Genomic DNA, 19,109 nt, shown 5'->3' with positions numbered 1-19,109 from the left:
TCAGTCCCCGAGTGCCGTCCACGCGTCGGCGAGCAGCGCCCGGGTGTCGCGCAGCAACTGCGGCATCACCTTGGTCTCGCTGATCACCGTGATGAAATTGGCGTCGCCGCCCCACCGCGGGACGACGTGTTGATGCAGGTGTTCGGCGAGCGACCCGCCCGCTGCGGTCCCCAGGTTCAGTCCTACGTTGAACGCGTGCGGCCGCGACACCGTCTTGATGGCCCGGATCAGCCTCTGGGTGAAGGCCATCAACTCGGCGCTCTCCGCCGGCGTCAGATCCTCCAGGTCGGCGACCTGCCGATACGGCACGATCATCGAGTGCCCCGGGTTGTAGGGGTACAGGTTGAGCACTGCGTACACCGACTCCCCGCGCGCCACGACGAGACCGTCCTCGTCGGACAGTCGGGGGATGTCGAGGAACGGATGGGTCGACGCCGCCGACCCGGAGTCGGACCCCTTGACCGCGGAGGTGATGTAGGACATCCGGTGCGGACTCCACAGCCGCGAGAGCCGGTCGGGTTCGCCGGCGCCGCTGTCGCGGATCTGCTCCTCGGTCACTGTGCTCCGGCGCCGCTCGTGGTCTCGGTGTCGGCCAGGTGGGAGAAGAACTCCGCGGTCGGCGACTCGTTGCGTCGCGCCGACACCCATTCGGTCACCGCGGCGACCGCCCGGTCGAAGGGCACACCGTTGACCTGGGTGCCGTCCCGGAAGCGGAAACTGACGGCGTCGGCCTGCAGATCGCGGTCGCCGGCGAGCATCATGAACGGGACCTTACCGGTCGTGTGGTTGCGGATCTTCTTCTGCATGCGGTCCTCGGAGTGGTCCACCTCGGCGCGGATACCGGCGGTGCGCAGCTTCTCGACGACGCCCTGCAGGTGCGCGGCGTAGTCCTCGGCGACCGGGATGCCGACGACCTGGACCGGGGACAGCCAGGCCGGGAACGCACCGGCGTAGTGCTCGGTGAGCACTCCGAAGAAGCGTTCGATCGACCCGAACAGCGCGCGGTGGATCATCACCGGTCGGTGCTTGGCACCGTCGTTGCCGGTGTACTCGAGCTCGAAGCGGTCGGGCAGGTTGAAGTCGAGCTGGATGGTCGACATCTGCCAGTAGCGACCCAGCGCGTCTTTGACCTGCACCGAGATCTTCGGCCCGTAGAACGCCGCGCCCCCGGGATCGGGTACGAGCGTCAGACCCGAGTCGGCCGCGACCGCCGCGAGCGTCGCGGTCGCCTCTTCCCAGACCTCGTCGGAACCGACCGACTTCTCCGGGTTGCGGGTGGACAACTCGAGGTAGAAGTCGTCGAGTCCGTAGTCCTTGAGCAGGTCGAGGACGAAGGTGAGCAGTGAGGTCAGCTCCCCCGCCATCTGGTCGCGGGTGCAGTAGATGTGCGCGTCGTCCTGGGTCATGCCTCGGACGCGGGTCAAGCCGTGGATGACGCCGGACTTCTCGTACCGGTAGACCGACCCGAACTCGAAGAGCCGCAACGGCAGTTCGCGGTAGGAGCGTCCGCGTGCCCGGAAGATCAGGTTGTGCATCGGGCAGTTCATCGGCTTGAGGAAGTAGTCCTGGCCGGGCTTGCGGATGGTCCCGTCGTCGTTCAACTCCTCGTCGACGTGCATCGCCGGGAACATGCCGTCCCGGTACCAGTCCAAGTGCCCGGAGACCTCGAACAGGTGTCCCTTGGTGATGTGCGGGGTGTTGACGAACTCGTAGCCGGCCGCGGAGTGGCGGGCCCGCGAGTAGTCCTCGAGCTCCTTGCGGATGATCCCGCCCTTGGGGTGGAACACCGGCAGTCCGGAGCCGAGCTCGTCGGGGAAGCTGAACAGGTCCAGTTCCACACCGAGGCGACGATGATCGCGGCGCTCGGCCTCGGCGAGCAACTCGAGGTAGGCGTCCTGCGCCTCGGTCGACTCCCACGCCGTGCCGTAGATGCGCTGCAGGCCTGCGTTCGACTGATCGCCGCGCCAGTAGGCGGCGGAGCTTCGGGTGATCTTGAACGCGGCGATGTACTTGGTGGTCGGGACGTGCGGTCCGCGACACAGGTCGCACCAGATCAGTTCGCCGGTACGGGGATTGAGGTTGTCGTATGCGGTGAGCTCACCGCCCCCGACCTCCATCACCTCGGGGTCGTCCGCCGACCCCTTGTCGTCGACGAGTTCGAGCTTGTACGGCTCGTCGGACAGTTCGGCCTTGGCCGCGTCGAGTGAGTCGTAGACCCGTCGGGAGAACCGCTGGCCCGACTTGATGATCTGCTTCATCTTCTTCTCGAGCGCGACGAGATCGTCCGGCGTGAACGGGTCCTTCACGTCGAAGTCGTAGTAGAAGCCGTCGGTGATGGGCGGCCCGATGCCGAGCTTGGCGTCGGGGAACAGTTCCTGGACGGCCTGGGCCAGCACGTGCGCCGCCGAGTGCCGGATGACGCTGCGACCCGCGTCGCTGGCCGCGATCACCGGTTCGACGTCGACGTCGGCGTCCGGGGTCCACGAGAGGTCGCGCAGCGCGCCGTCGGGATCACGGACGACCACGACCGCGCCCGGCCCCTTGTTCTCGGCGCCGGCCTCGCGTAGCGCGGTGCCCGCCGTGGTCCCGGCCGGCACACGAATCGTGGCTGGACTGGCGACTACGGAATTCTCGGGCACGGTGACAGCTCCTCAGATGTGGTGACCTCGGTGATCACAGACAAAATCGACCACCGCGGCGACCGGCCGCGGCAATCAACCCCATGATGGTATCGGCCCCGGCCACCGCTTTCCGCGCGCGCCGACCCCGGTCGGGTGTCGCGGATCAGAAGATGGGGCTCTGGAGCCAACTCCACTCGATGCCGACCCAACCCCCGGCGAGCTTCAGAGCGCCCAGGAGCCACAGGGTCGCGACGACGATCGCGAAGGTGAACACACCGAAGAGCAGCTGCACCGACCAGTGCTGCTTCTTGAGCCAGTCGGCGAACGCGTCGTACTTGGCGCGGGCGAAGATCAGCAGCCGGTGCGCCCAGGAGAACTCGGTCGCGAGAATGCCGAGGCCGGCGAAGACGATCAGCCAGCCGGGGCCCGGATAAGGGATCGCGATGATGCCGACGACGAGTACTGCGGTACCGATGACGCCGACGCCGATCCGGTAGACCAGGTTGAGCGTGGGCTTCTCGGCGATCTTGTCCCGTCGGCGCTGCAGCGCGTCGGGCAGCAGGCCACCGGGATCGTCGGACGGTGAGTCGGCATCGGGACGGGCGGTGGACTCCGATTGGTCAGTCATCGCAGGCGTGGTCCTCACTCGGTGCCGATCCGCACGTGCGGCGGATATGTCGAGTTCAACCCTACGGTCAGCGGTCACCGGCAGGAATCGTTCGGAAGATGGAACTCGCGGTGCGAGGCGGTGGTCCCGGCTGGGATCGAACCAGCGACCTTCCCGGTGTGAACGGGACGCTCTTCCACTGAGCCACGGGACCGTTGCGGCGAAATACCAACGCGCCGACGACCGCCGAACATTATCACGCGAGTGCACCCACGCCCCAAATCGCCTCCGGGGCGAGCGCGAGGGCGACGTCCTCGACCCGCGACGACGGATTCACCGGACTTTCACCTCAGCTTCGCTTGTGACCTGCGGATTTGTTGGGTAGCCATCGATTCGGATAATGTTCCACATCGCACCGCGAAGCCGTTTACGGCAGCGCGGAGCACGCGGACGTGGCGCAGCTGGTAGCGCACAACCTTGCCAAGGTTGGGGTCGCGGGTTCGAATCCCGTCGTCCGCTCGGAGAAGATGTCACCGTGGCGGTGTGGCCGAGTGGTGAGGCAACGGCCTGCAAAGCCGTGCACACGGGTTCGATTCCCGTCGCCGCCTCCACGAACTGTTTTCCAACTACATACCCGCGCGATTAGCTCAGTGGGAGAGCGCTTCCCTGACACGGAAGAGGTCACTGGTTCAATCCCAGTATCGCGCACCAGGTTTCAACAGGTCAGGCACCCGACTCGGGTGCCTTTCTTGTTTTCCCTGGTCGGTGGGCCGATCATCGTCGGTGTGGACAGATGGCCGCACGACCGCACACTGCACGCATGGTGGGTCTCACCGAATCTGCTCGCCGGTGAATACCCCGGCGACACGAGATCCGACGCCGCACGCGCCAAGATCGATCTGCTCTCCGATGCGGGGATCACCGCGATCGTCGACCTGACGACACCGGACGACCCCCTGCTCCCCTACGCCGAGCACCTGCCCGACAGCATCGCCCACACGTCGTTCCCCATCCCGGATCTTGGGGTGATCGACAATGCCGGTTACGACGCGATCCTGGCGCACATCGGCGACGAGATCGACCGCGGCGGACGGGTCTACGTGCACTGCTGGGGAGGCGTGGGGCGGACGAGCACCGTCGTCGCGTGTTGGCTCGGGACACAGGGGCTCGATCTGCAGAGCACCCTGGACCGCATCGACGAACTGCGGTCGGGTACGCGCAAAAGCCACCGACGGTGCCTGGAGACCGGCGTCCAGCGTCGGTTGGTCGAGACCCGGTTCGACACGTCGCGCTGATCCGCCAGGGCGCGGCACCCTGCTTAATGACAATGGTTATCATCTAGCGATGACCACAGCCCCTCTCCTTCCCGTCACGGTCCTGTCCGGCTTCCTCGGCGCCGGGAAGACGACACTGCTCAACCACGTCCTGGCGAACCGAGAGGGACGCCGCGTGGCCGTCATCGTCAACGACATGAGCGAGGTCAACATCGACGCCGCGCTCATCGACGGTCCGCGCGGAAAAAGCCACCTCGACCGCACCGAGGAGAAACTCGTCGAGCTGACCAACGGATGCATCTGCTGCACCCTGCGCTCAGATCTCGTCGAGTCGGTGGGAGCCCTTGCCGCGCAGGGGCGGTTCGACCAGCTGATCATCGAGTCCACCGGGATCTCCGAGCCGATGCCCGTCGCGGCCACCTTCGACTGGGAGTTCGAGAACGGCACCCGCCTCGGCGACATCGCCCGACTCGACACGATGGTGACCCTGGTCGATGCATCGACGATTCTGCGCGAGATCGCCGCCGGCGACACCCTGGAACGCCGATCCCTGCAGGCCGCCGACGGCGATGAACGGACGATCTCCGACCTGCTCGTCGATCAGGTCGAGTTCGCCGACGTCATCGTCGTGAACAAGATCGATCTGGTCGGCGATGCCGTCGTGGGCGCGGTCGAGGCGACCCTGCGGCGACTGAACCCGCGAGCGCAGCTCATCCGAGCCCGAAGCGGCGTGGTCGAGCTGGACCGGGTCCTCGAGACGGGGCTCTACGACCCCGACCTCGCCGCGGACCATCCGGACTGGGCAACCGAACTCGCGGGCGGCCACACACCCGAGACCGAGGAATACGGCATCTCGTCGATCACCTACCGGGCCGGCCGCCCGTTCCACCCCGCCCGTCTCGCGGCGGCGCTCGGCGAGCTGCGGGGCGTCCTGCGCAGCAAGGGCTTCTGCTGGGTGGCCTCGCGCGCCGACGTGGTCGCGATCTGGTCGCAGGCGGGACCGAACCTGGTCATCGAGCCCGCCGCCCTGTGGTCGGCCGTCCCCGACGAGTCCCCCGGCCAGGAGATCGTGTTCATCGGCGTCCATCTCGAACCGGGTGCGATCGCAGACCTGCTCGATCCCGCGCTGCTGACCGACGACGAGGTCGCCGCGGGTGAGGCCGCCTGGCGCGGCTACGACGATCCCCTGCCCGCCTGGGGCCCCATGCCGCATCATCACTGACGCGGCCCCACCTCGGTGTCAGGCGACCGACCGGCCGGCGGAGCGGCTGTCCCGTACCTCGACGAGGTCGACGGAATTCGCCCGGAAGATCGGCTCGATCCTCACCCCGGAGAGGTCGGCGGCCGTGGTGAGCAGACGGGCCCATCCGCGATCCCACGGAGTGATCGCGTCGGCCCCGGGTCGGGTGATCAGCATCGCGACACTCACCACATCGCGTCCGTCGATCACGTCGGACAGGCGATACATCAGCAGATCGGCCAGGTAGGGCTCGGGCGGTCCGTCGAGTGGCAACTGGTTCAGCGCGGGCAGGATGTGTCCGCTCGTGTCGACGAACGCGAACCACAGCAGCCTCTCGGAGAACCCCAGCGGCCCCATCAGGGCCCGCCACCGCTCGCGCAGTTCGTCGCCGGAGTGGAAGGCCTCCGAGGCCGTGGCGATGTTCGGGATGGGATCGGACGTGGGTGTGGGCTGTGATGTCATGCCGAGCACTGTGCTCCGATGGCGCCGATAGGCCAAAGATGTTGTCCACAGGCAGCTTTCCTGTGGACAGAGCGTTTGACATCCACCCCGGATGCGATGTGAGATCGACCGTTGGGCGATCGCCGGCACACATGTGCTGAAATCAGTGACCGTGCCCGCAGACCTGATCGTCACCATCGACACCGACGCCGACCTCGCCGACGACTTCGCCGCGGTCGCCGCGGTCACGTTCCCGCTGGCGTGTCCGCCCGGCACCACCGAGGCCGACACGGCCGAACACATCGCCCGACACCTGACCGCCGCACGGTTCCGTGAGTACCTCGCCTCGCCGGACCACGACGTCCTCGCCGCACGCATCGACGGGGTCCTGGTCGGATATGCGCTCGTCGTGCACGCAGAGCCCACCGACCCCGAGGTGTGCGCCCTGGTGACCGCGAGTCCGGTCTCGGAGGTGTCGAAGATGTATGTGCTGCCCCAGGCCCACGGCACCGGCGCGTCGCACGCGTTGATGGCCGAGTCCCTGAGATCGGCGCGCGAACACGGCAGTGTCGCAACGTGGTTGGGCGTCAGCAACGTGAACCTGCGCGCCCAGCGGTTCTACTCCAAGATGGGGTTCACCCAGGTGGGCCACAAATCGTTCTGGCTCAACGGCGACGAGCAGCGCGACTTCGTCATGCTTCGACCGATGGATTAATTGGCCTTCTCGGCGAACCGGGACAGCGCCAGCAACCGTGACGTGGCGCGCAGGTACTTCTTACGGTATCCGCCGGCCAGCATCTCCTCGGTGAAGATCTCGTCGAGCTTGCACCCGGAGACCATCAGCGGGATGCCCGCGTCGTAGAGCCGGTCGGCGAGGACGACCATCCGCAATGCGACGGTCTGATCCGACGCCGGGTGCACGTTGGACACACACACCAGCGTGACCCCGTCGACGAGTGCCTTGTACTTCGACGGATGCAGCTTGGCGAGATGGGCACACAGCTCGTCGAAATCGTCGAGCGTCGCACCCTCGGTCTTCTCGGCCAACGCGCGCAGCTCCTCCTCAGAGGCCGGGTCGGGTGCCGGCGGGAGGTCGCGGTGGCGGTAGTCGGGTCCGTCGACCCGGATCGTGTCGAACACACCGGAGAGCTTGCGGATCTCGCGGAGGAAGTCCTGCGCGGCGAAACGTCCCTCGCCGAGCTGCCCGGGCAGCGTGTTCGACGTGGCCGCGATCGACACGCCCTGCGCGGTGAGCTCGGTCAGCAGTCGCGACACCAGCATGGTGTCGCCGGGATCGTCGAGCTCGAACTCGTCGATACAGATCACGCTGTGCTTCGACAGCCGCTCGACGGACGCGGTGAACCCGAGTGCCCCGACGACATGTGTCACCTCGACGAACGTCGCGAACGCCTTCGGCTCGGGCATGAGGTGGTAGATCGAGGCCAGCAGGTGGGTCTTACCCACACCGAAGCCGCCGTCGAGGTAGATGCCGACGCCCTGGCTGGGGCTGCGCTTGCCGAGCATGCTGCGTTTGCCCTCACGCGCCTTGCGCGCCTTGGTCACGAACTCGCGCCCGGCGTCGACCGCGGCGGCCTGGCTCGGTTCGTTCGGGTCGGGGATGTAGCTCTCGAAGCTGACCTCGTCGAACATCGATGGCGGGACCATCTCGTCGACCAGCGCCTCGGGCGGCACCTGGGGAGTGCGATCGCTCAACCGTGCCGTCATGTCCCGACAGTAGCCAGGCCGTAAGAATGATCTCGTGTACCTCTTGGATAAAGCGACCCAGCTCACAGTCGACCGCTCGACGCTGACCGACCTCTATGCGTACCCGCCGGCCCCGGGCCTCGACGGGCGGTGCCACCTCGTCGCGAACATGGTGACCTCCCTCGACGGTGCCGCCATGGTCGGCGGGGTCTCGGGGGCGCTCGGCGGCGACGGTGACCACGAGATCTTCGAACTGCTGCGCGAACTGTGCGATGTGGTGTTGGTGGGGTCGGGCACCGTCATCGGCGAGGACTACGGACCGATCGGCGGTGATTCCGACACCGACACCGCACCCCGGCTGGCCATGGTGTCGGGGTCGTTGAGCATCGACCCGGCCCAGGGCAGCGTGGCCGCACCCACGACCGTGATCATGACCTGCGCGTCGGCCCCCGAGGAGAACCGTCGTCGCCTGCTCGACGCCGGTGCGACGCTCGTCGACTGCGGCGAGACCGAGGTCGAACTGCCCCTGGTCCTGTCCGCACTCGCCGACCGGGGCCGCACCCGGGTGCTGTGCGAAGGCGGGCCGGGCCTCCTGGCGAACCTGTACGCCGCCGACCTGGTCGACTCGCTCTGCGTCACCATCGGGCCGGCCGTCGTCGGCGGCTCTGCCGGCCGCATCACGCACGGTCCCGACGGTGCACCGGCCCGACAGATGCGCCGAGCCCACGTGCTCGCCGACGACGAGGGCTACCTGTTCACGAAATGGGTCCGCGCGTAGTGCACGTGCGCCCCCGCCGGCACCGGCGACCGAGCCACTAGGCTCGCGGCATGCGCTCTGTCTTGCCGGTTCGACTGCTGTGCGCACTGTCGGTGGTCGCGGCGCTGGCCACCGGATGTGCCGTCGGCCCGGACACCGGACCGGCGCTGGTCATCGACAACGGCAACGACGGCGACGGACCGGCCTCGAGTGCGGGCCCTCCCCCGCCGCCGCAACTGACCGCACCGAACGCAGACCTGGCCTGGAAACCGTGCGCGAGCCCGGTCACCGCGCGTTTCGGTCTGCCCGCGGTACCCGCGGGGGTACTGGTCGACTGCGCCGACTACCAGTCGAGCATCACCCCGGGCGTGGCCACCGTCGACGCGGTCGTCGTCTCCGCCGTCCGTGTGCGGCTCGCCGCGACCCCCGCCACGGCCGCGCCTCTGGTGCTGACCTCCGGCACCGATGTGCCGTCGGCGTTGACCGCGATGCTGCTCGCGTCCGCGCCCGGTCGCTCGCTGCTCGCCGACCACCCGATCGTCGCCGTCGATCGCCGCGGGATCGGGGAGAGCTCGCCGCTGGACTGTCTCACCGTTCGTGAGCGCAACGCGCTGCTCGACAACGGATTCGACAGCAGTGATGTCGCCGGCGGTACCGCGTCCCGCCAGCAGCGCCTGATCTCGACCGCAGCCGAGGCCGCCGACGGGTGCTCGGAGACGATCAGTCCGTACCAGGTGGCGTTCACCGCCGCGAACGCCGCGAGCGACATCGAACGGCTCCGCACCATCTGGAAGGTCGATCGGATCGGGTTGCTCGGCGTCGGATCCGGGGCCGATGTCGCGCTCGCCTACTCCGGCCTCTACCGCAATCGCGTGGGTCGCATCGTCCTCGACACCCCCACCCCCTACCTGGCCTCGGCCCGGGTACGCGGGCAGCAACTCGCCGCGGGTACCGACGCAGCACTGGCCCAGTTCGCCACCCTTTGTGCCGCCGCGCGCTGCGCGCTGGGATCGGACCCGCGCCGCGCCATCGACGGCCTGATCGACCAGGCCGCGCAGGGGCGCCTGGCGACGCTGTCGGACGCCGACGTGCTCAGTGCCCTCACCACCGAGCTGGCCCTGACCACCGCCGACCGCGCCGCGACCGTGACGCGCGTCGCGACCCTGCTGCAGTCGGCCATCACCGGTGACGTGGCCCCGCTGACCGCGGCGGTCGCACGCGCCCGGGCGATCCGCGGCAGCGACGGCCAGCTCCTGTCACGCTGCAACGACACCTCGCAACCGGTGGGTCAGAACGAGATCGGCGATCTGGTGACGTCGTGGACACAGCAGTACCCGCTGACCGGGGCGGACACCGCCCTGTCACTTCTTCGCTGCAACGGCTGGCCCGCCGGACCGGCCGCGCCGCGACCCGCCGGGTTCGATGTCGCCGTGCTCGTCCTCAACGGCGGCACCGACACGATCAACGGCGCCACCGGCGTCGGCGCGGTCGAGCCGCTCATCCTCGCGGCCAGGGGAACCTCGAGCACCGTCACCTGGGACGGCCTGGGGTATTCGGTCGCCGCACATTCCGACTGCGCGGCCGACATCGTCGGGCGCTACGCGAACACCGGAACCGTGCCGGACACCGGCGCCTGCCCCTCCTGATCCTCGGGGTGCCGCGGGCAGATCGGGCGCGGGCCGTAGTACGGTTCGCGGGTGCCGGTTGCCGACAGACGTCTGTTCCCGACCATGGACGTATCACGGATCGCGTCCGTGGTCCTGTGGCCGATCTCCGTACTCCTGATCCTCCAGCGGTCGATCATTCTCGGGGTCAACGGCGATCGGACCGATGACTTCACCCCGGTCTACAACGCCGCGCTGCGGTTCCTGCGCGATCAGCCGGTGTACGCCGAGAACTACAACACCGTCGATCCGCACTACCTGTATCCACCCTCGGGCACGCTGCTCATGGCGCCGTTCGCCTACATCGACCCCGAGCGAGCCCGATGGCTGTTCATCGGGGTCTCGGTCGTCGCCCTGATCGTCTCGGCGTGGTTGTTGGTGAAGCTCTTCGGTTTCGCGGTGTCGTCGGTGGCGTTCCCGGCCGTGCTGTTCTTCTTCTTCAGCACCGAGACGGTCGCGCACACGCTGATCTTCACCAACTTCAACTCGTTCGTGTTGGTCGGCGAGTTGGCGTTCATGTTGCTGGCCCTGCGCCGACGCGACCTGTGGGCCGGTGTCCCACTGGGCATCACGTTCGCGGTCAAACCCGTACTCGCGGTGCTGCTCCTGCTGCCGCTGCTGAACCGTCAGTGGAAGGTCTTCGTCGGCGCCGTCGGGGTCCCCCTGGTGCTGACCGCGCTGGCGTGGCCGTTGAGCGTCGACCCGATGTCGTTCGTCAAGCGGACCGTGCCCTACCTGACCGAGGCGCGCGACTACTACAACAGCTCGATCGCGGGCAACGGTGCCTACTTCGGGGTGCAGTCGTGGCTGATCTACGTCCTGCGCATCGCGTTCGTGCTGATGGCCGTCTTCAGCCTCTGGTTCCTCCACAAGCACTACCGCAAAGTCGATGAGCTGCTCTGGATGGCGACGTCGTCGGGCGTCCTGCTCGGGACGTCGTTCCTGGTCCTCGGACTCGGCCAGGGCTACTACTCGATGTTGCTGTTCCCGCTCCTGATGACGGTGGTGCGTCCCGGATCGGTGATGCGCAACTGGCCCGCGTGGCTCGGCGTGTACGGCTGCATGACTTTCGACGCCTTCTACTCCACGCGCTGGGCGGCGTTCGGGCGTGCTCTCGAATACAACAAGGTGACCTGGGGCTGGTCGCTGTTGATGATCGTCGTGTTCTGCGTGCTGCTCTTCCGGTATCTGGACCTGCGGCGCGAGCGCGCTACCGTAGAGGTATGAGCACAGAGTCCGAAGCGGGCAAGACCGGGACCGAACTGACCGACGAGCAGTGGCGCGAGAAGCTGACCCCCGAGGAGTACCGCGTCCTGCGGCAGGCGGGCACCGAGGCGCCCTTCGTCGGCGAGTACACCGACACCACGACCACCGGCGTCTACCGCTGCCGTGCGTGTGACGCCGAGCTGTTCCGCAGCGACCAGAAGTTCGAATCGCACTGCGGATGGCCGTCGTTCTTCAGCCCGCTCGCCGGTGAGGCGATCATCGAGAAGGTCGACCGCTCGATGGGCATGAAGCGCACCGAGGTGCTGTGCGCGAACTGCGGCAGCCACCTCGGACACGTCTTCGAGGGCGAGGGCTACGACACCCCCACCGACCTGCGGTACTGCATCAACTCCGTCTCCATGCGGCTCGAAGAGGCCTGACGCACCCGGTCAGGGCAGCGCGCTGACCAGCTGCTCGACCTCGACCCGCGGTCCGGTGAAGAACGGCGTCTCCTCGCGGACATGCATCCGCGCCTCGGTCGCGCGCAGATCGCGCATGAGGTCGACGATTCGGTGCAGTTCCGGCGCCTCGAAGGCCAGCAACCACTCGTAGTCGCCCAGGGCGAACGACGACACCGTGTTGGCGCGGACGTCCTTGTACTCGCGGGCGGCCATGCCGTGGTCGGCGAGCATCTTGCGGCGGTCGGCGTCGGGCAGCAGATACCACTCGTAGGAGCGGACGAACGGGTAGACGCAGATGTATCGGCCCGGTTCCTCGCCCGTGATGAAGGCAGGCAGGTGGCTCTTGTTGAACTCGGCGGGACGATGCAGGGCGACGTTGCTCCACACGGCGTTGCTCGCCCGACCGAGGGCGGTGGTGCGTCGGAAATCCGCGTACGCGCGCTGGAGATCCTCCACGTCCTCGGCGTGCCACCAGATCATGAAGTCGGCGTCGGCCCGCAGTCCGGCGATGTCGTAGAGGCCGCGGACGACCACGCCGGTGGTCTCGAGCTTCTCGAAGAACGTGCGGGTGTCGGCGATCAGGTCGTCGCGCTGCTCCGGCAGCTCGCCGGGGCGAACCGAGAAAACCGAGAACATCAGGTAGCGGACCGTCGAGTTGAGTTCGGCGTAGTCGAGGCGGGTCATGGCTCCATCGTGCCATCGGGACCCGCGCCCGTGATCGCGAGATCGGTCACCACCTGTCCGACGGCCACCCCGGCCCGCGCGATGCAGGCCGGGACCCCGACCCCGTCGTAGGCCGACCCACACAGGGCCAGCCCCGTCGGGCGGTGCGCGGCCAACTCGGCGACAAGGGTGCGGTGGCCGGGGGCATAGCGCGGCAGGCCGACCGGCCAGCGTTGAACGGCGGCGTCGATCACATCGCCCGGCGTCAACGCCACTTCTGAGCCACTCAGTTCGACGACGGCGCCCAGATCGGTGATCGCCGCGTCGACGAGGGCCTGATCGGACGTGTCGTCCACGGGATCGCCGAACCGACCGAACGATGCCCGCACGAGTCCGGGTCCGGCCGACAGGTGCGACCACTTGCGCGACGACAGGGTGATGGCCTTCGCCGTGGTCGCCTCACCGGTGGCCACGAGCACCCCGGAATGGTCGGGCAGTTCGACACCGGGCGCGATGGCCAGCAGGACCAGGGCCGAGCTCGCGGTCTCGATGCGTCGCAGCGGTTCCGCGAGTGCGGGCGCACCGTCGGCGAGCAGGCCGGCCGCCGCCGGGGCGGGCAACGCCACGACCACCGCATCGAAGAACTCCTCGTCGACGGCCCATCCACGACCGTCCGGGGCCAGCGTGCCGACCGGGTGGTCCAGATGTACACGCGCCCCCGATCTCTCGATGAGGCGGTCGACGAGAAGCCGGTATCCCCCGTCCAGGGCGCCGAACACCGGTGCGCTCGAGGACGGCGGCAGCAGCGACGTGACCGCGGCGCCGAGGCTGCCCGCGCCGGCGTCGAGCCGCGCGGCCAATTGCGGCAGCGCCGCCCGCAGACCGATGTCGTCGGATCGGCTGGAGTACACCCCTGACAGCATGGGGTCCACGCTGCGGTCGACGACCGAGCGACCGAAACGGTCGGCCACGAACTCCCCGATCGAGACGTCACCCTCGGACGACCAGTCCAACGGGCGGGACGCCTCGCCGAGCATGAGCTCCCGATCGGTCGGGACGATGAGCTCGCCCACCGACGACACGTCGGCGGGAATACCCATCAGGGTGGGCCGGGGCAGTGGATGGAGTCGGCCTCCGGCCAGCACCGCGGGCCGACGGGTCGTGGGCGTGACCACGTGATCGGTCAGACCCAGCTCGTCGATGAGAGCGACCGCCTCCGGTCTGCGCACGATGAACGACTCGGCGCCGGAGTCCAGCAGTAGACCGTCGACCCGCTGCGACGCGAGCAGCCCGCCGGGTGCCGACGATGCCTCGAAGACATCGATGACCGCCCGCGACCCCAGACGCTGTCGCAGACGCAGCGCGGCGACCAGCCCGGACACCCCACCGCCGATCACCGCGACCCGCGGATCGGACTCACTCATCGCGCACGGGGATCACGGGACACGAGATCACAGGGAGTGGACCAGCTCGACGATCTTGGTCAGGACATCGGGATCGGTGGCCGGCAGGACACCGTGGCCGAGGTTGAAGATGTGCCCTCCGGCACCGGCGGCGACCGCCCGGTCCCCCTCGGCGACGATGCGGCGCACCGACGCGGCGACGGTGTCCCAGGAGGCATTGAGCATCGCGGGATCGAGATTGCCCTGCAACGCCTTCCCGCCACCGACGCGACGACCGGCCACGTCGAGCGGGATCCGCCAGTCGACACCGACCACGTCGGCGCCGACGTCACCCATGGCGTGGAGCAGCTCACCGGTCCCGACCCCGAAGTGGATGCGCGGACGACCGAAGTCGGCCACCTCGGCGAGCACCCGCCTGCTGTGCGGGGCCACGAAGTGCTCGTAGTCGGCCAGCGACAGCATGCCCGCCCAGGAGTCGAACAGCTGCACCGCGTCCACACCGGCCTCGAGCTGCACGCGCAGGAAGGTGATCGTGATGTCGGCCAGCGCACCGACCAGCTCGTGCCAGGTGTCGGGCTCGCCGTGCATCAGTGCCTTGGTGCGCTCGTAGTTGCGGCTCGGACCACCCTCGACGAGATACGACGCGAGGGTGAACGGCGCGCCGGCGAAGCCGATGAGCGCACATTCGTCGTCGAGCTGCTCGCGGATGGCACCGATCGCGTGACCGATGGACCCCACGGCCTCCGGGACCAACCGCGGCAACGCGCGCACTGCGGCGCGGTCACGGATCGGTTCGGCGATGACCGGTCCGGTGCCGGTCACGATGTCGAGGTCGATACCCGCAGCCTTGAGGGGGACGACGATGTCGGAGAACAGGATGGCCGCGTCGACGTCGTGCCTGCGGACCGGCTGCATCGTGATCTCGGCCACCAGGTCGGGGTCGAAGCAGGACTCCAGCATCCCGCGACCGGACCGCAGGGCGCGGTATTCGGGCAACGAACGTCCCGCCTGCCTCATGAACCACACCGGGCGACGACTGGGTCGCTCTCCGGTGGCGGCGGCGATCAACGGCTTCCGGAGCTGGGTCATCACGGTCTCAATGCTGCCACGGCTGCGGCGCGCCTCCTACCTCCGGCCGTCCGCGCCGCCTACGGTCGCTCGTGTGACCTCACCCGGGGCTTGCGCGGAGCCTGTCGATTTCCGTAGCGCTGTCGACTCGATGCATCAGGCCCGTATCCGTCCGGAGATCGAGGTCGGCAGCATCCGACCGCCGCAGCGCCTGGCCCCCTACAGCCATGCGCTCGGCGCCGAGGTCCGCCAGCCCGAACCCGACGGTGAGGTGCCCACCGATTCCGAGGGCAGCGCCTTCGGCCGCCTGATCTTGCTGCACGATCCCGACGGCCACGAGGCCTGGAACGGGACGATGCGTCTCGTGGCCTTCGTCCAGGCCGAGGTCGAGGCCGCGCTGGCCACCGATCCGCTGCTGCCCGAGGTGGCGTGGAGTTGGCTGGCCGAGGCCCTCGCCGACACCGAGATCACCGCGCTCGGGGGTACCGTCACATCGACCACCTCGGTCCGGTACGGCGACATCTCCGGTCCGCCCCGCGCGCATCAACTCGAACTCCGCGCGTCGTGGACGGCCACCGGAATCGCCCTCGCCGGACATGTCGAGGCATTCTGTGAGGTCCTCTCGTCCGCAGCGGGGCTTCCGCCGACCGGGGTCACCAACCTCGGCGTCGGCACCACCGCCCCGTAGACAAGGCACCCGATGACCGAACCCGGTCCCCCCGTCGACTCCGACGACCCCACTTCCGATCTCGCGACGCCCGACGTCGCGGAACCAGAGATCACGCCGCTCACCGAACCGGCCGAGGGTGTCCCGCCCGTACTGAGCACGCCCGCGGAGTTCGCCGACGCCGGTGCCCGCCTCGCGGCCGGTGAGGGCCCCATCGCCCTGGACACCGAGCGGGCCTCGGGTTTCCGCTACTCCGGTCGGGCCTACCTGATCCAGATCCGACGACGCGGCACCGGGTCGCTGTTGATCGACCCGATCGACCACCCCGACGCCCTCGGCCCGGTCATCGAGGCGCTCGACGGCCCGCAGTGGGTCCTGCACGCCGCCGACCAGGACCTGCCGTGTCTGCGCGAACTCGGGTTCGTCTGTGCCGACCTCTTCGACACCGAACTCGGCGGTCGCCTGCTCGGCATCCCGCGCGTGAACCTGGCGGCGATGGTGGCCCACCACCTCGGACTCGGGCTGGCCAAGGGCCACGGGGCCGCCGACTGGTCCCGCCGCCCGCTGCCCGACGACTGGCTGAACTATGCCGCGCTCGACGTCGAGGTGCTGGTGGAACTGCGCGACGCGGTGGCCGCCGAGCTCGTCGCGACGGGCAAGGACACCTGGGCCGCGCAGGAGTTCGACCACGTGCGGACCAAGCCCGATCCCGCGCCACGGGTGGATCGGTGGCGTCGGACGTCGTCGTTGCACACGGTGAAGTCGATACGTGCGCTCGCCGCGGTTCGTGAGTTGTGGACCGCGCGTGAGGAGATCGCGGTCAGCCGCGACATCGCGCCGGGTCGGGTGCTACCCGATTCGGCGATCGTCGCCGCGGCGCTGGCCGCTCCGCGCAGCGTCGACGACCTGACCGCTCTCCCGGTGTTCGGCGGGCACCGACAGCGCCGTCAGGCGCGACGCTGGCTCGACGCGCTCGAGCGTGCCCGACGGTTGCCGGATTCCGAGCTCCCACCGCGCTCGGCCGGCGGTGTGGGTCTGCCTGCGGTGAACCGGTGGGCCGGACGCAATCCCGAAGCTGCGCAACGCCTCTCGGCGGTGCGCACCGCGCTCGCCGAGACATCGGATCGGGTGGGGACCCCGGTGGAGAACCTGCTGCAGCCCGACCTGCTGCGACAGATCTGCTGGGACGGCGTGGCCGAGCCCATCACGGCCGAGGCGATCGACGAGCGACTCGCGCTGGGCGGCGCCCGGCCGTGGCAACGCGAACTGTGCACGCCGCTGCTGCTGGCCGCATTCACCGCACCACCCGAGGAAGACTCCTCCTCGGAGGCCTGAGCGACTACTGCTGTTCGGCGCGGCGGCGGGCGGTGCGCTGCGGGTCGGCGGGTCGGGAATCGGCGGGCTTCGGGTCGGTCACGTCGTCGACCGGCGACGACGACTGCATCGTCGAGACCGTCGAGGTGATGGTCCGAGCTATGTCCTGCGCGGTCAGACCCAGATCACCGAGCAGCTCGCCACGACTGCCGTGGGTCAGGAACTCCTGCGCGATGCCGAGATTGTGGACCGGCACGTCCAGCCCGGCGGTGCGCAGCCGGTCGCCGATGGCCGATCCGACACCACCGTGCACACCGCTGTCCTCGACCGTGACCACCAGTCGGTGGTTCCGGGCGACGTCGACGATCGAGTCGGCGACCGGGAGCACCCAGCGCGGGTCGACGACCGTGGACTCGATCCCCTGCCGGGCGAGACGCTCGGCGGTGTCGACGGCCAGGGCACAGAACGCCCCGACGCCGACGATGAGGACGTCGGCGGCCTGCGGGCTCGAGCGGTAGAGGATGTCGGTTCCGTCGGCGAGCCGTTCGACCGAGCGGATGTCCTCGGGCACGGCGCCTTTGGAGTAGCGCAGGGCGGTGGGACCGGTGTCGGTGTCGAGTGCCTCGCCGAGTTCCTCGCGCAAGCGGACCGCGTCGCGGGGTGCGGCGACCCGGAGTCCGGGGACCAACGCCATCAGCGACAGGTCCCACATGCCGTGGTGACTCGGGCCGTCCGGCCCGGTCACGCCCGCGCGGTCGAGCACCAGGGTCACCGGCTGCTTCAGCAGTGCGACGTCCATGAGCAACTGGTCGAAGGCGCGGTTGAGGAACGTCGAGTAGATGGCGACGACGGGATGCATGCCACCCAGCGCCAGGCCCGCGGCCGAGGTCAGCGCGTGCTGCTCGGCGATGCCGACGTCGAACAGACGATCCGGGAAACGCTCGCCGAACGGCGCCAGCCCGGTGGGACCGGCCATGGCCGCGGTGATCGCGACGATGTCGTCGCGGCGCGCACCCGCCTCGACCAGTGCGGCGGAGAACACCGACGTCCAGTCCTGGGGCGGGACGCTGGTGGCGCGCCCGGTGAGCGGGTCGCTGATACCGATGGCGTGCATCTGGTCGGCCACGTCGGCCTCGGCGGGGGCGTACCCCATGCCCTTGCGGGTCACGGTGTGCACGATGACCGGTCCGCCGAACGACTTGGCGTGGGCGAGGGCGGTCTCGAGCGCCTCGAGGTCGTGGCCGTCGACGGGTCCGACGTACTTGACGCCGAGGTCGGTGAACATGGCCTGCGGGGCCAGGAAATCTTTGATGCCGCTCTTCATGCTGTGCAGCACCGCATAGGCCAGCGACCCGACCATCGGCACCCCGGTCAGCATGCGGCGGCCGTCGTCGAGGAGCTTCTCGTAACCCGGCTGCAGACGCAGACCGGCCAGGTGGCTGGCTAGGCCACCGATCGTCGGGGCGTAGGAGCGGCCGTTGTCGTTGACCACGACGACCAGCGGACGATCGCCGGCGGCGATGTTGTTGAGCGCCTCCCAGCACATGCCACCGGTGAGCGCGCCGTCGCCGACCACCGCGACGACATGCCGCTGCTCGTCGCGGAGCTCGAACGCCTTGGACAGTCCGTCGGCGTAGGACAGCGACGCCGACGCGTGCGACGACTCGACCCAGTCGTGCTCGCTCTCGGCGCGCTCCTGGTAGCCGGTCAGACCGCCACGCTGGCGCAACGTGTCGAACTGGTCACGTCGGCCGGTGACGATCTTGTGCACGTACGACTGATGACCGGTGTCGAAGATGACTGCGTCCGACGGGGACTCGAAGATCCGGTGGATCGCGAGAGTCAGCTCGACCACACCGAGGTTCGGGCCGAGGTGTCCCCCGGTGGCCGCGACCTTGTCGATGAGAAACGCGCGGATCTCGCCGGCCAGATCGACGCACTCAGCGGCCGACAGGTCCTTGAGGTCCTGCGGCGAATCGATCCGATCCAACACACCCATCGACGCTCCTTCCACGTGCG

18 protein-coding genes and 4 tRNA genes are annotated in these 19,109 nt (G+C 68.8%); 12 read left to right on the top strand and 10 right to left on the bottom strand.

The annotated features are described in order from the left end of the window. The 4 genes from IEV93_RS20395 to IEV93_RS20380 form a co-directional block, all read right to left on the bottom strand. Positions 1-558: an ATP adenylyltransferase gene (locus IEV93_RS20395; RefSeq protein ID WP_229705363.1), complete on the bottom strand. Its 558-nt coding sequence runs from the start codon at positions 556-558 to the stop codon at positions 1-3. Next, on the bottom strand, positions 555-2,639 hold the full coding sequence (gene thrS, locus IEV93_RS20390) for a threonine--tRNA ligase (RefSeq protein WP_188492432.1): 2,085 nt from the start codon (positions 2,637-2,639) through the stop codon (positions 555-557). The genes IEV93_RS20395 and thrS overlap by 4 nt, the downstream gene beginning before the upstream one ends. A gap of 145 nt (positions 2,640-2,784) precedes the next feature. Beyond that, positions 2,785-3,249 (bottom strand): TIGR02611 family protein, encoded by a 465-nt coding sequence (locus IEV93_RS20385; protein WP_188492430.1) that lies wholly within the window; start codon positions 3,247-3,249, stop codon positions 2,785-2,787. 121 nt (positions 3,250-3,370) lie between these two features. After that, positions 3,371-3,442, bottom strand: a tRNA-Val gene (locus IEV93_RS20380). Between the two features lie 232 nt (positions 3,443-3,674). Here IEV93_RS20380 and IEV93_RS20375 point away from each other — a divergent pair. The 5 genes from IEV93_RS20375 to IEV93_RS20355 all read left to right on the top strand — a co-directional run bounded on the left by IEV93_RS20375 (position 3,675) and on the right by IEV93_RS20355 (position 5,724). After that, positions 3,675-3,747, top strand: a tRNA-Gly gene (locus tag IEV93_RS20375). An 18-nt stretch (positions 3,748-3,765) separates the two neighbouring features. Then, positions 3,766-3,839 (top strand) — tRNA-Cys (locus IEV93_RS20370). Between the two features lie 25 nt (positions 3,840-3,864). Further along, positions 3,865-3,939, top strand: a tRNA-Val gene (locus IEV93_RS20365). Between the two features lie 74 nt (positions 3,940-4,013). Continuing rightward, positions 4,014-4,523 (top strand): protein-tyrosine phosphatase family protein, encoded by a 510-nt coding sequence (locus IEV93_RS20360; protein ID WP_188492428.1) that lies wholly within the window; start codon positions 4,014-4,016, stop codon positions 4,521-4,523. 49 nt (positions 4,524-4,572) lie between these two features. Continuing rightward, positions 4,573-5,724 carry a GTP-binding protein gene (locus IEV93_RS20355; protein ID WP_188492426.1) on the top strand — a complete coding sequence of 384 codons (1,152 nt, stop codon included), beginning with the start codon at positions 4,573-4,575 and terminating at the stop codon, positions 5,722-5,724. Positions 5,725-5,742: 18 nt separating this feature from the next. Here IEV93_RS20355 and IEV93_RS20350 read toward each other — a convergent pair whose 3' ends face one another. After that, positions 5,743-6,204, bottom strand: a complete 462-nt coding sequence (locus IEV93_RS20350) for a hypothetical protein (RefSeq protein WP_188492424.1) — start codon at positions 6,202-6,204, stop codon at positions 5,743-5,745. 145 nt (positions 6,205-6,349) lie between these two features. Between IEV93_RS20350 and IEV93_RS20345 the strand changes: the two genes are divergently transcribed. Beyond that, positions 6,350-6,898, top strand: coding sequence for a GNAT family N-acetyltransferase (locus tag IEV93_RS20345; RefSeq protein ID WP_308691330.1), 549 nt, complete (start codon positions 6,350-6,352; stop codon positions 6,896-6,898). Here the strand turns inward: IEV93_RS20345 and zapE are convergent. After that, on the bottom strand, positions 6,895-7,908 hold the full coding sequence (zapE, locus tag IEV93_RS20340; protein WP_188492420.1) for a cell division protein ZapE: 1,014 nt from the start codon (positions 7,906-7,908) through the stop codon (positions 6,895-6,897). The two genes, IEV93_RS20345 and zapE, sit on opposite strands and share 4 nt — an antisense overlap. Positions 7,909-7,942: 34 nt before the next feature. Between zapE and IEV93_RS20335 the strand changes: the two genes are divergently transcribed. From IEV93_RS20335 to msrB, 4 genes are all read left to right on the top strand, one after another. Beyond that, positions 7,943-8,665: a pyrimidine reductase family protein gene (locus tag IEV93_RS20335; RefSeq protein ID WP_188492418.1), complete on the top strand. Its 723-nt coding sequence runs from the start codon at positions 7,943-7,945 to the stop codon at positions 8,663-8,665. 50 nt (positions 8,666-8,715) lie between these two features. After that, positions 8,716-10,290, top strand: coding sequence for an alpha/beta hydrolase (locus IEV93_RS20330; protein ID WP_188492416.1), 1,575 nt, complete (start codon positions 8,716-8,718; stop codon positions 10,288-10,290). Between the two features lie 84 nt (positions 10,291-10,374). Beyond that, positions 10,375-11,535 carry a glycosyltransferase family 87 protein gene (locus IEV93_RS20325; RefSeq protein ID WP_371873877.1) on the top strand — a complete coding sequence of 387 codons (1,161 nt, stop codon included), beginning with the start codon at positions 10,375-10,377 and terminating at the stop codon, positions 11,533-11,535. Continuing rightward, the gene (msrB, locus tag IEV93_RS20320; protein ID WP_188492412.1) at positions 11,532-11,954 is read left to right on the top strand and encodes a peptide-methionine (R)-S-oxide reductase MsrB; all 423 of its coding nucleotides are present in this window, start codon (positions 11,532-11,534) and stop codon (positions 11,952-11,954) included. The genes IEV93_RS20325 and msrB overlap by 4 nt, the downstream gene beginning before the upstream one ends. Before the next feature lie 9 nt (positions 11,955-11,963). On the opposite strand, the gene hemQ is transcribed toward msrB, so the two are convergent. Genes hemQ through hemE form a run of 3 tightly spaced genes read right to left on the bottom strand, consistent with a single transcriptional unit; the run spans position 11,964 to position 15,130 of the window. After that, positions 11,964-12,659, bottom strand: coding sequence for a hydrogen peroxide-dependent heme synthase (hemQ, locus tag IEV93_RS20315; protein ID WP_188492410.1), 696 nt, complete (start codon positions 12,657-12,659; stop codon positions 11,964-11,966). Further along, a complete protein-coding gene (locus tag IEV93_RS20310) occupies positions 12,656-14,062 on the bottom strand; it encodes an FAD-dependent oxidoreductase (protein WP_188492408.1) in 1,407 nt (468 codons plus the stop codon). The genes hemQ and IEV93_RS20310 overlap by 4 nt, the downstream gene beginning before the upstream one ends. Before the next feature lie 27 nt (positions 14,063-14,089). Then, entirely contained in the window at positions 14,090-15,130 is a 1,041-nt protein-coding gene (hemE, locus tag IEV93_RS20305; protein WP_188492406.1) for a uroporphyrinogen decarboxylase, read from the bottom strand. Positions 15,131-15,203: 73 nt separating this feature from the next. Here hemE and IEV93_RS20300 point away from each other — a divergent pair, with 73 nt between their 5' ends. Both IEV93_RS20300 and IEV93_RS20295 read left to right on the top strand, forming a co-directional pair. After that, entirely contained in the window at positions 15,204-15,797 is a 594-nt protein-coding gene (locus IEV93_RS20300) for a DUF3000 domain-containing protein (protein ID WP_188492404.1), read from the top strand. 12 nt (positions 15,798-15,809) lie between these two features. Beyond that, complete coding sequence (locus IEV93_RS20295) at positions 15,810-17,111, top strand: HRDC domain-containing protein (protein ID WP_188492403.1); 1,302 nt, start codon at positions 15,810-15,812, stop codon at positions 17,109-17,111. Between the two features lie 4 nt (positions 17,112-17,115). Here IEV93_RS20295 and dxs read toward each other — a convergent pair whose 3' ends face one another. Next, positions 17,116-19,089, bottom strand: a complete 1,974-nt coding sequence (dxs, locus tag IEV93_RS20290) for a 1-deoxy-D-xylulose-5-phosphate synthase (protein ID WP_188492402.1) — start codon at positions 19,087-19,089, stop codon at positions 17,116-17,118. Between the last annotated feature and the right edge of the window lie 20 nt (positions 19,090-19,109).

The organism is Williamsia phyllosphaerae, from assembly GCF_014635305.1.
In the GTDB taxonomy this organism is placed as follows: domain Bacteria; phylum Actinomycetota; class Actinomycetes; order Mycobacteriales; family Mycobacteriaceae; genus Williamsia_A; species Williamsia_A phyllosphaerae.
Note: the sequence above shows the minus strand (reverse complement) of the source record. Positions and strands in the feature narration are given on the sequence as shown.

Excerpts from the sequence above, each read along its gene's own strand:
- IEV93_RS20385 (WP_188492430.1), bottom strand. The coding sequence starts at position 3,249 with ATGACTGACCAATCGGAGTCCACCGCCCGTCCCGATGCCGACTCACCG.
- IEV93_RS20355 (WP_188492426.1), top strand. The coding sequence starts at position 4,573 with ATGACCACAGCCCCTCTCCTTCCCGTCACGGTCCTGTCCGGCTTCCTC.
- IEV93_RS20350 (WP_188492424.1), bottom strand. The coding sequence starts at position 6,204 with ATGACATCACAGCCCACACCCACGTCCGATCCCATCCCGAACATCGCC.
- zapE (WP_188492420.1), bottom strand. The coding sequence starts at position 7,908 with ATGACGGCACGGTTGAGCGATCGCACTCCCCAGGTGCCGCCCGAGGCG.
- IEV93_RS20330 (WP_188492416.1), top strand. The coding sequence starts at position 8,716 with ATGCGCTCTGTCTTGCCGGTTCGACTGCTGTGCGCACTGTCGGTGGTC.
- IEV93_RS20325 (WP_371873877.1), top strand. The coding sequence starts at position 10,375 with ATGGACGTATCACGGATCGCGTCCGTGGTCCTGTGGCCGATCTCCGTA.
- msrB (WP_188492412.1), top strand. The coding sequence starts at position 11,532 with ATGAGCACAGAGTCCGAAGCGGGCAAGACCGGGACCGAACTGACCGAC.
- hemQ (WP_188492410.1), bottom strand. The coding sequence starts at position 12,659 with ATGACCCGCCTCGACTACGCCGAACTCAACTCGACGGTCCGCTACCTG.
- IEV93_RS20310 (WP_188492408.1), bottom strand. The coding sequence starts at position 14,062 with ATGAGTGAGTCCGATCCGCGGGTCGCGGTGATCGGCGGTGGGGTGTCC.
- hemE (WP_188492406.1), bottom strand. The coding sequence starts at position 15,130 with ATGACCCAGCTCCGGAAGCCGTTGATCGCCGCCGCCACCGGAGAGCGA.
- IEV93_RS20295 (WP_188492403.1), top strand. The coding sequence starts at position 15,810 with ATGACCGAACCCGGTCCCCCCGTCGACTCCGACGACCCCACTTCCGAT.
- dxs (WP_188492402.1), bottom strand. The coding sequence starts at position 19,089 with ATGGGTGTGTTGGATCGGATCGATTCGCCGCAGGACCTCAAGGACCTG.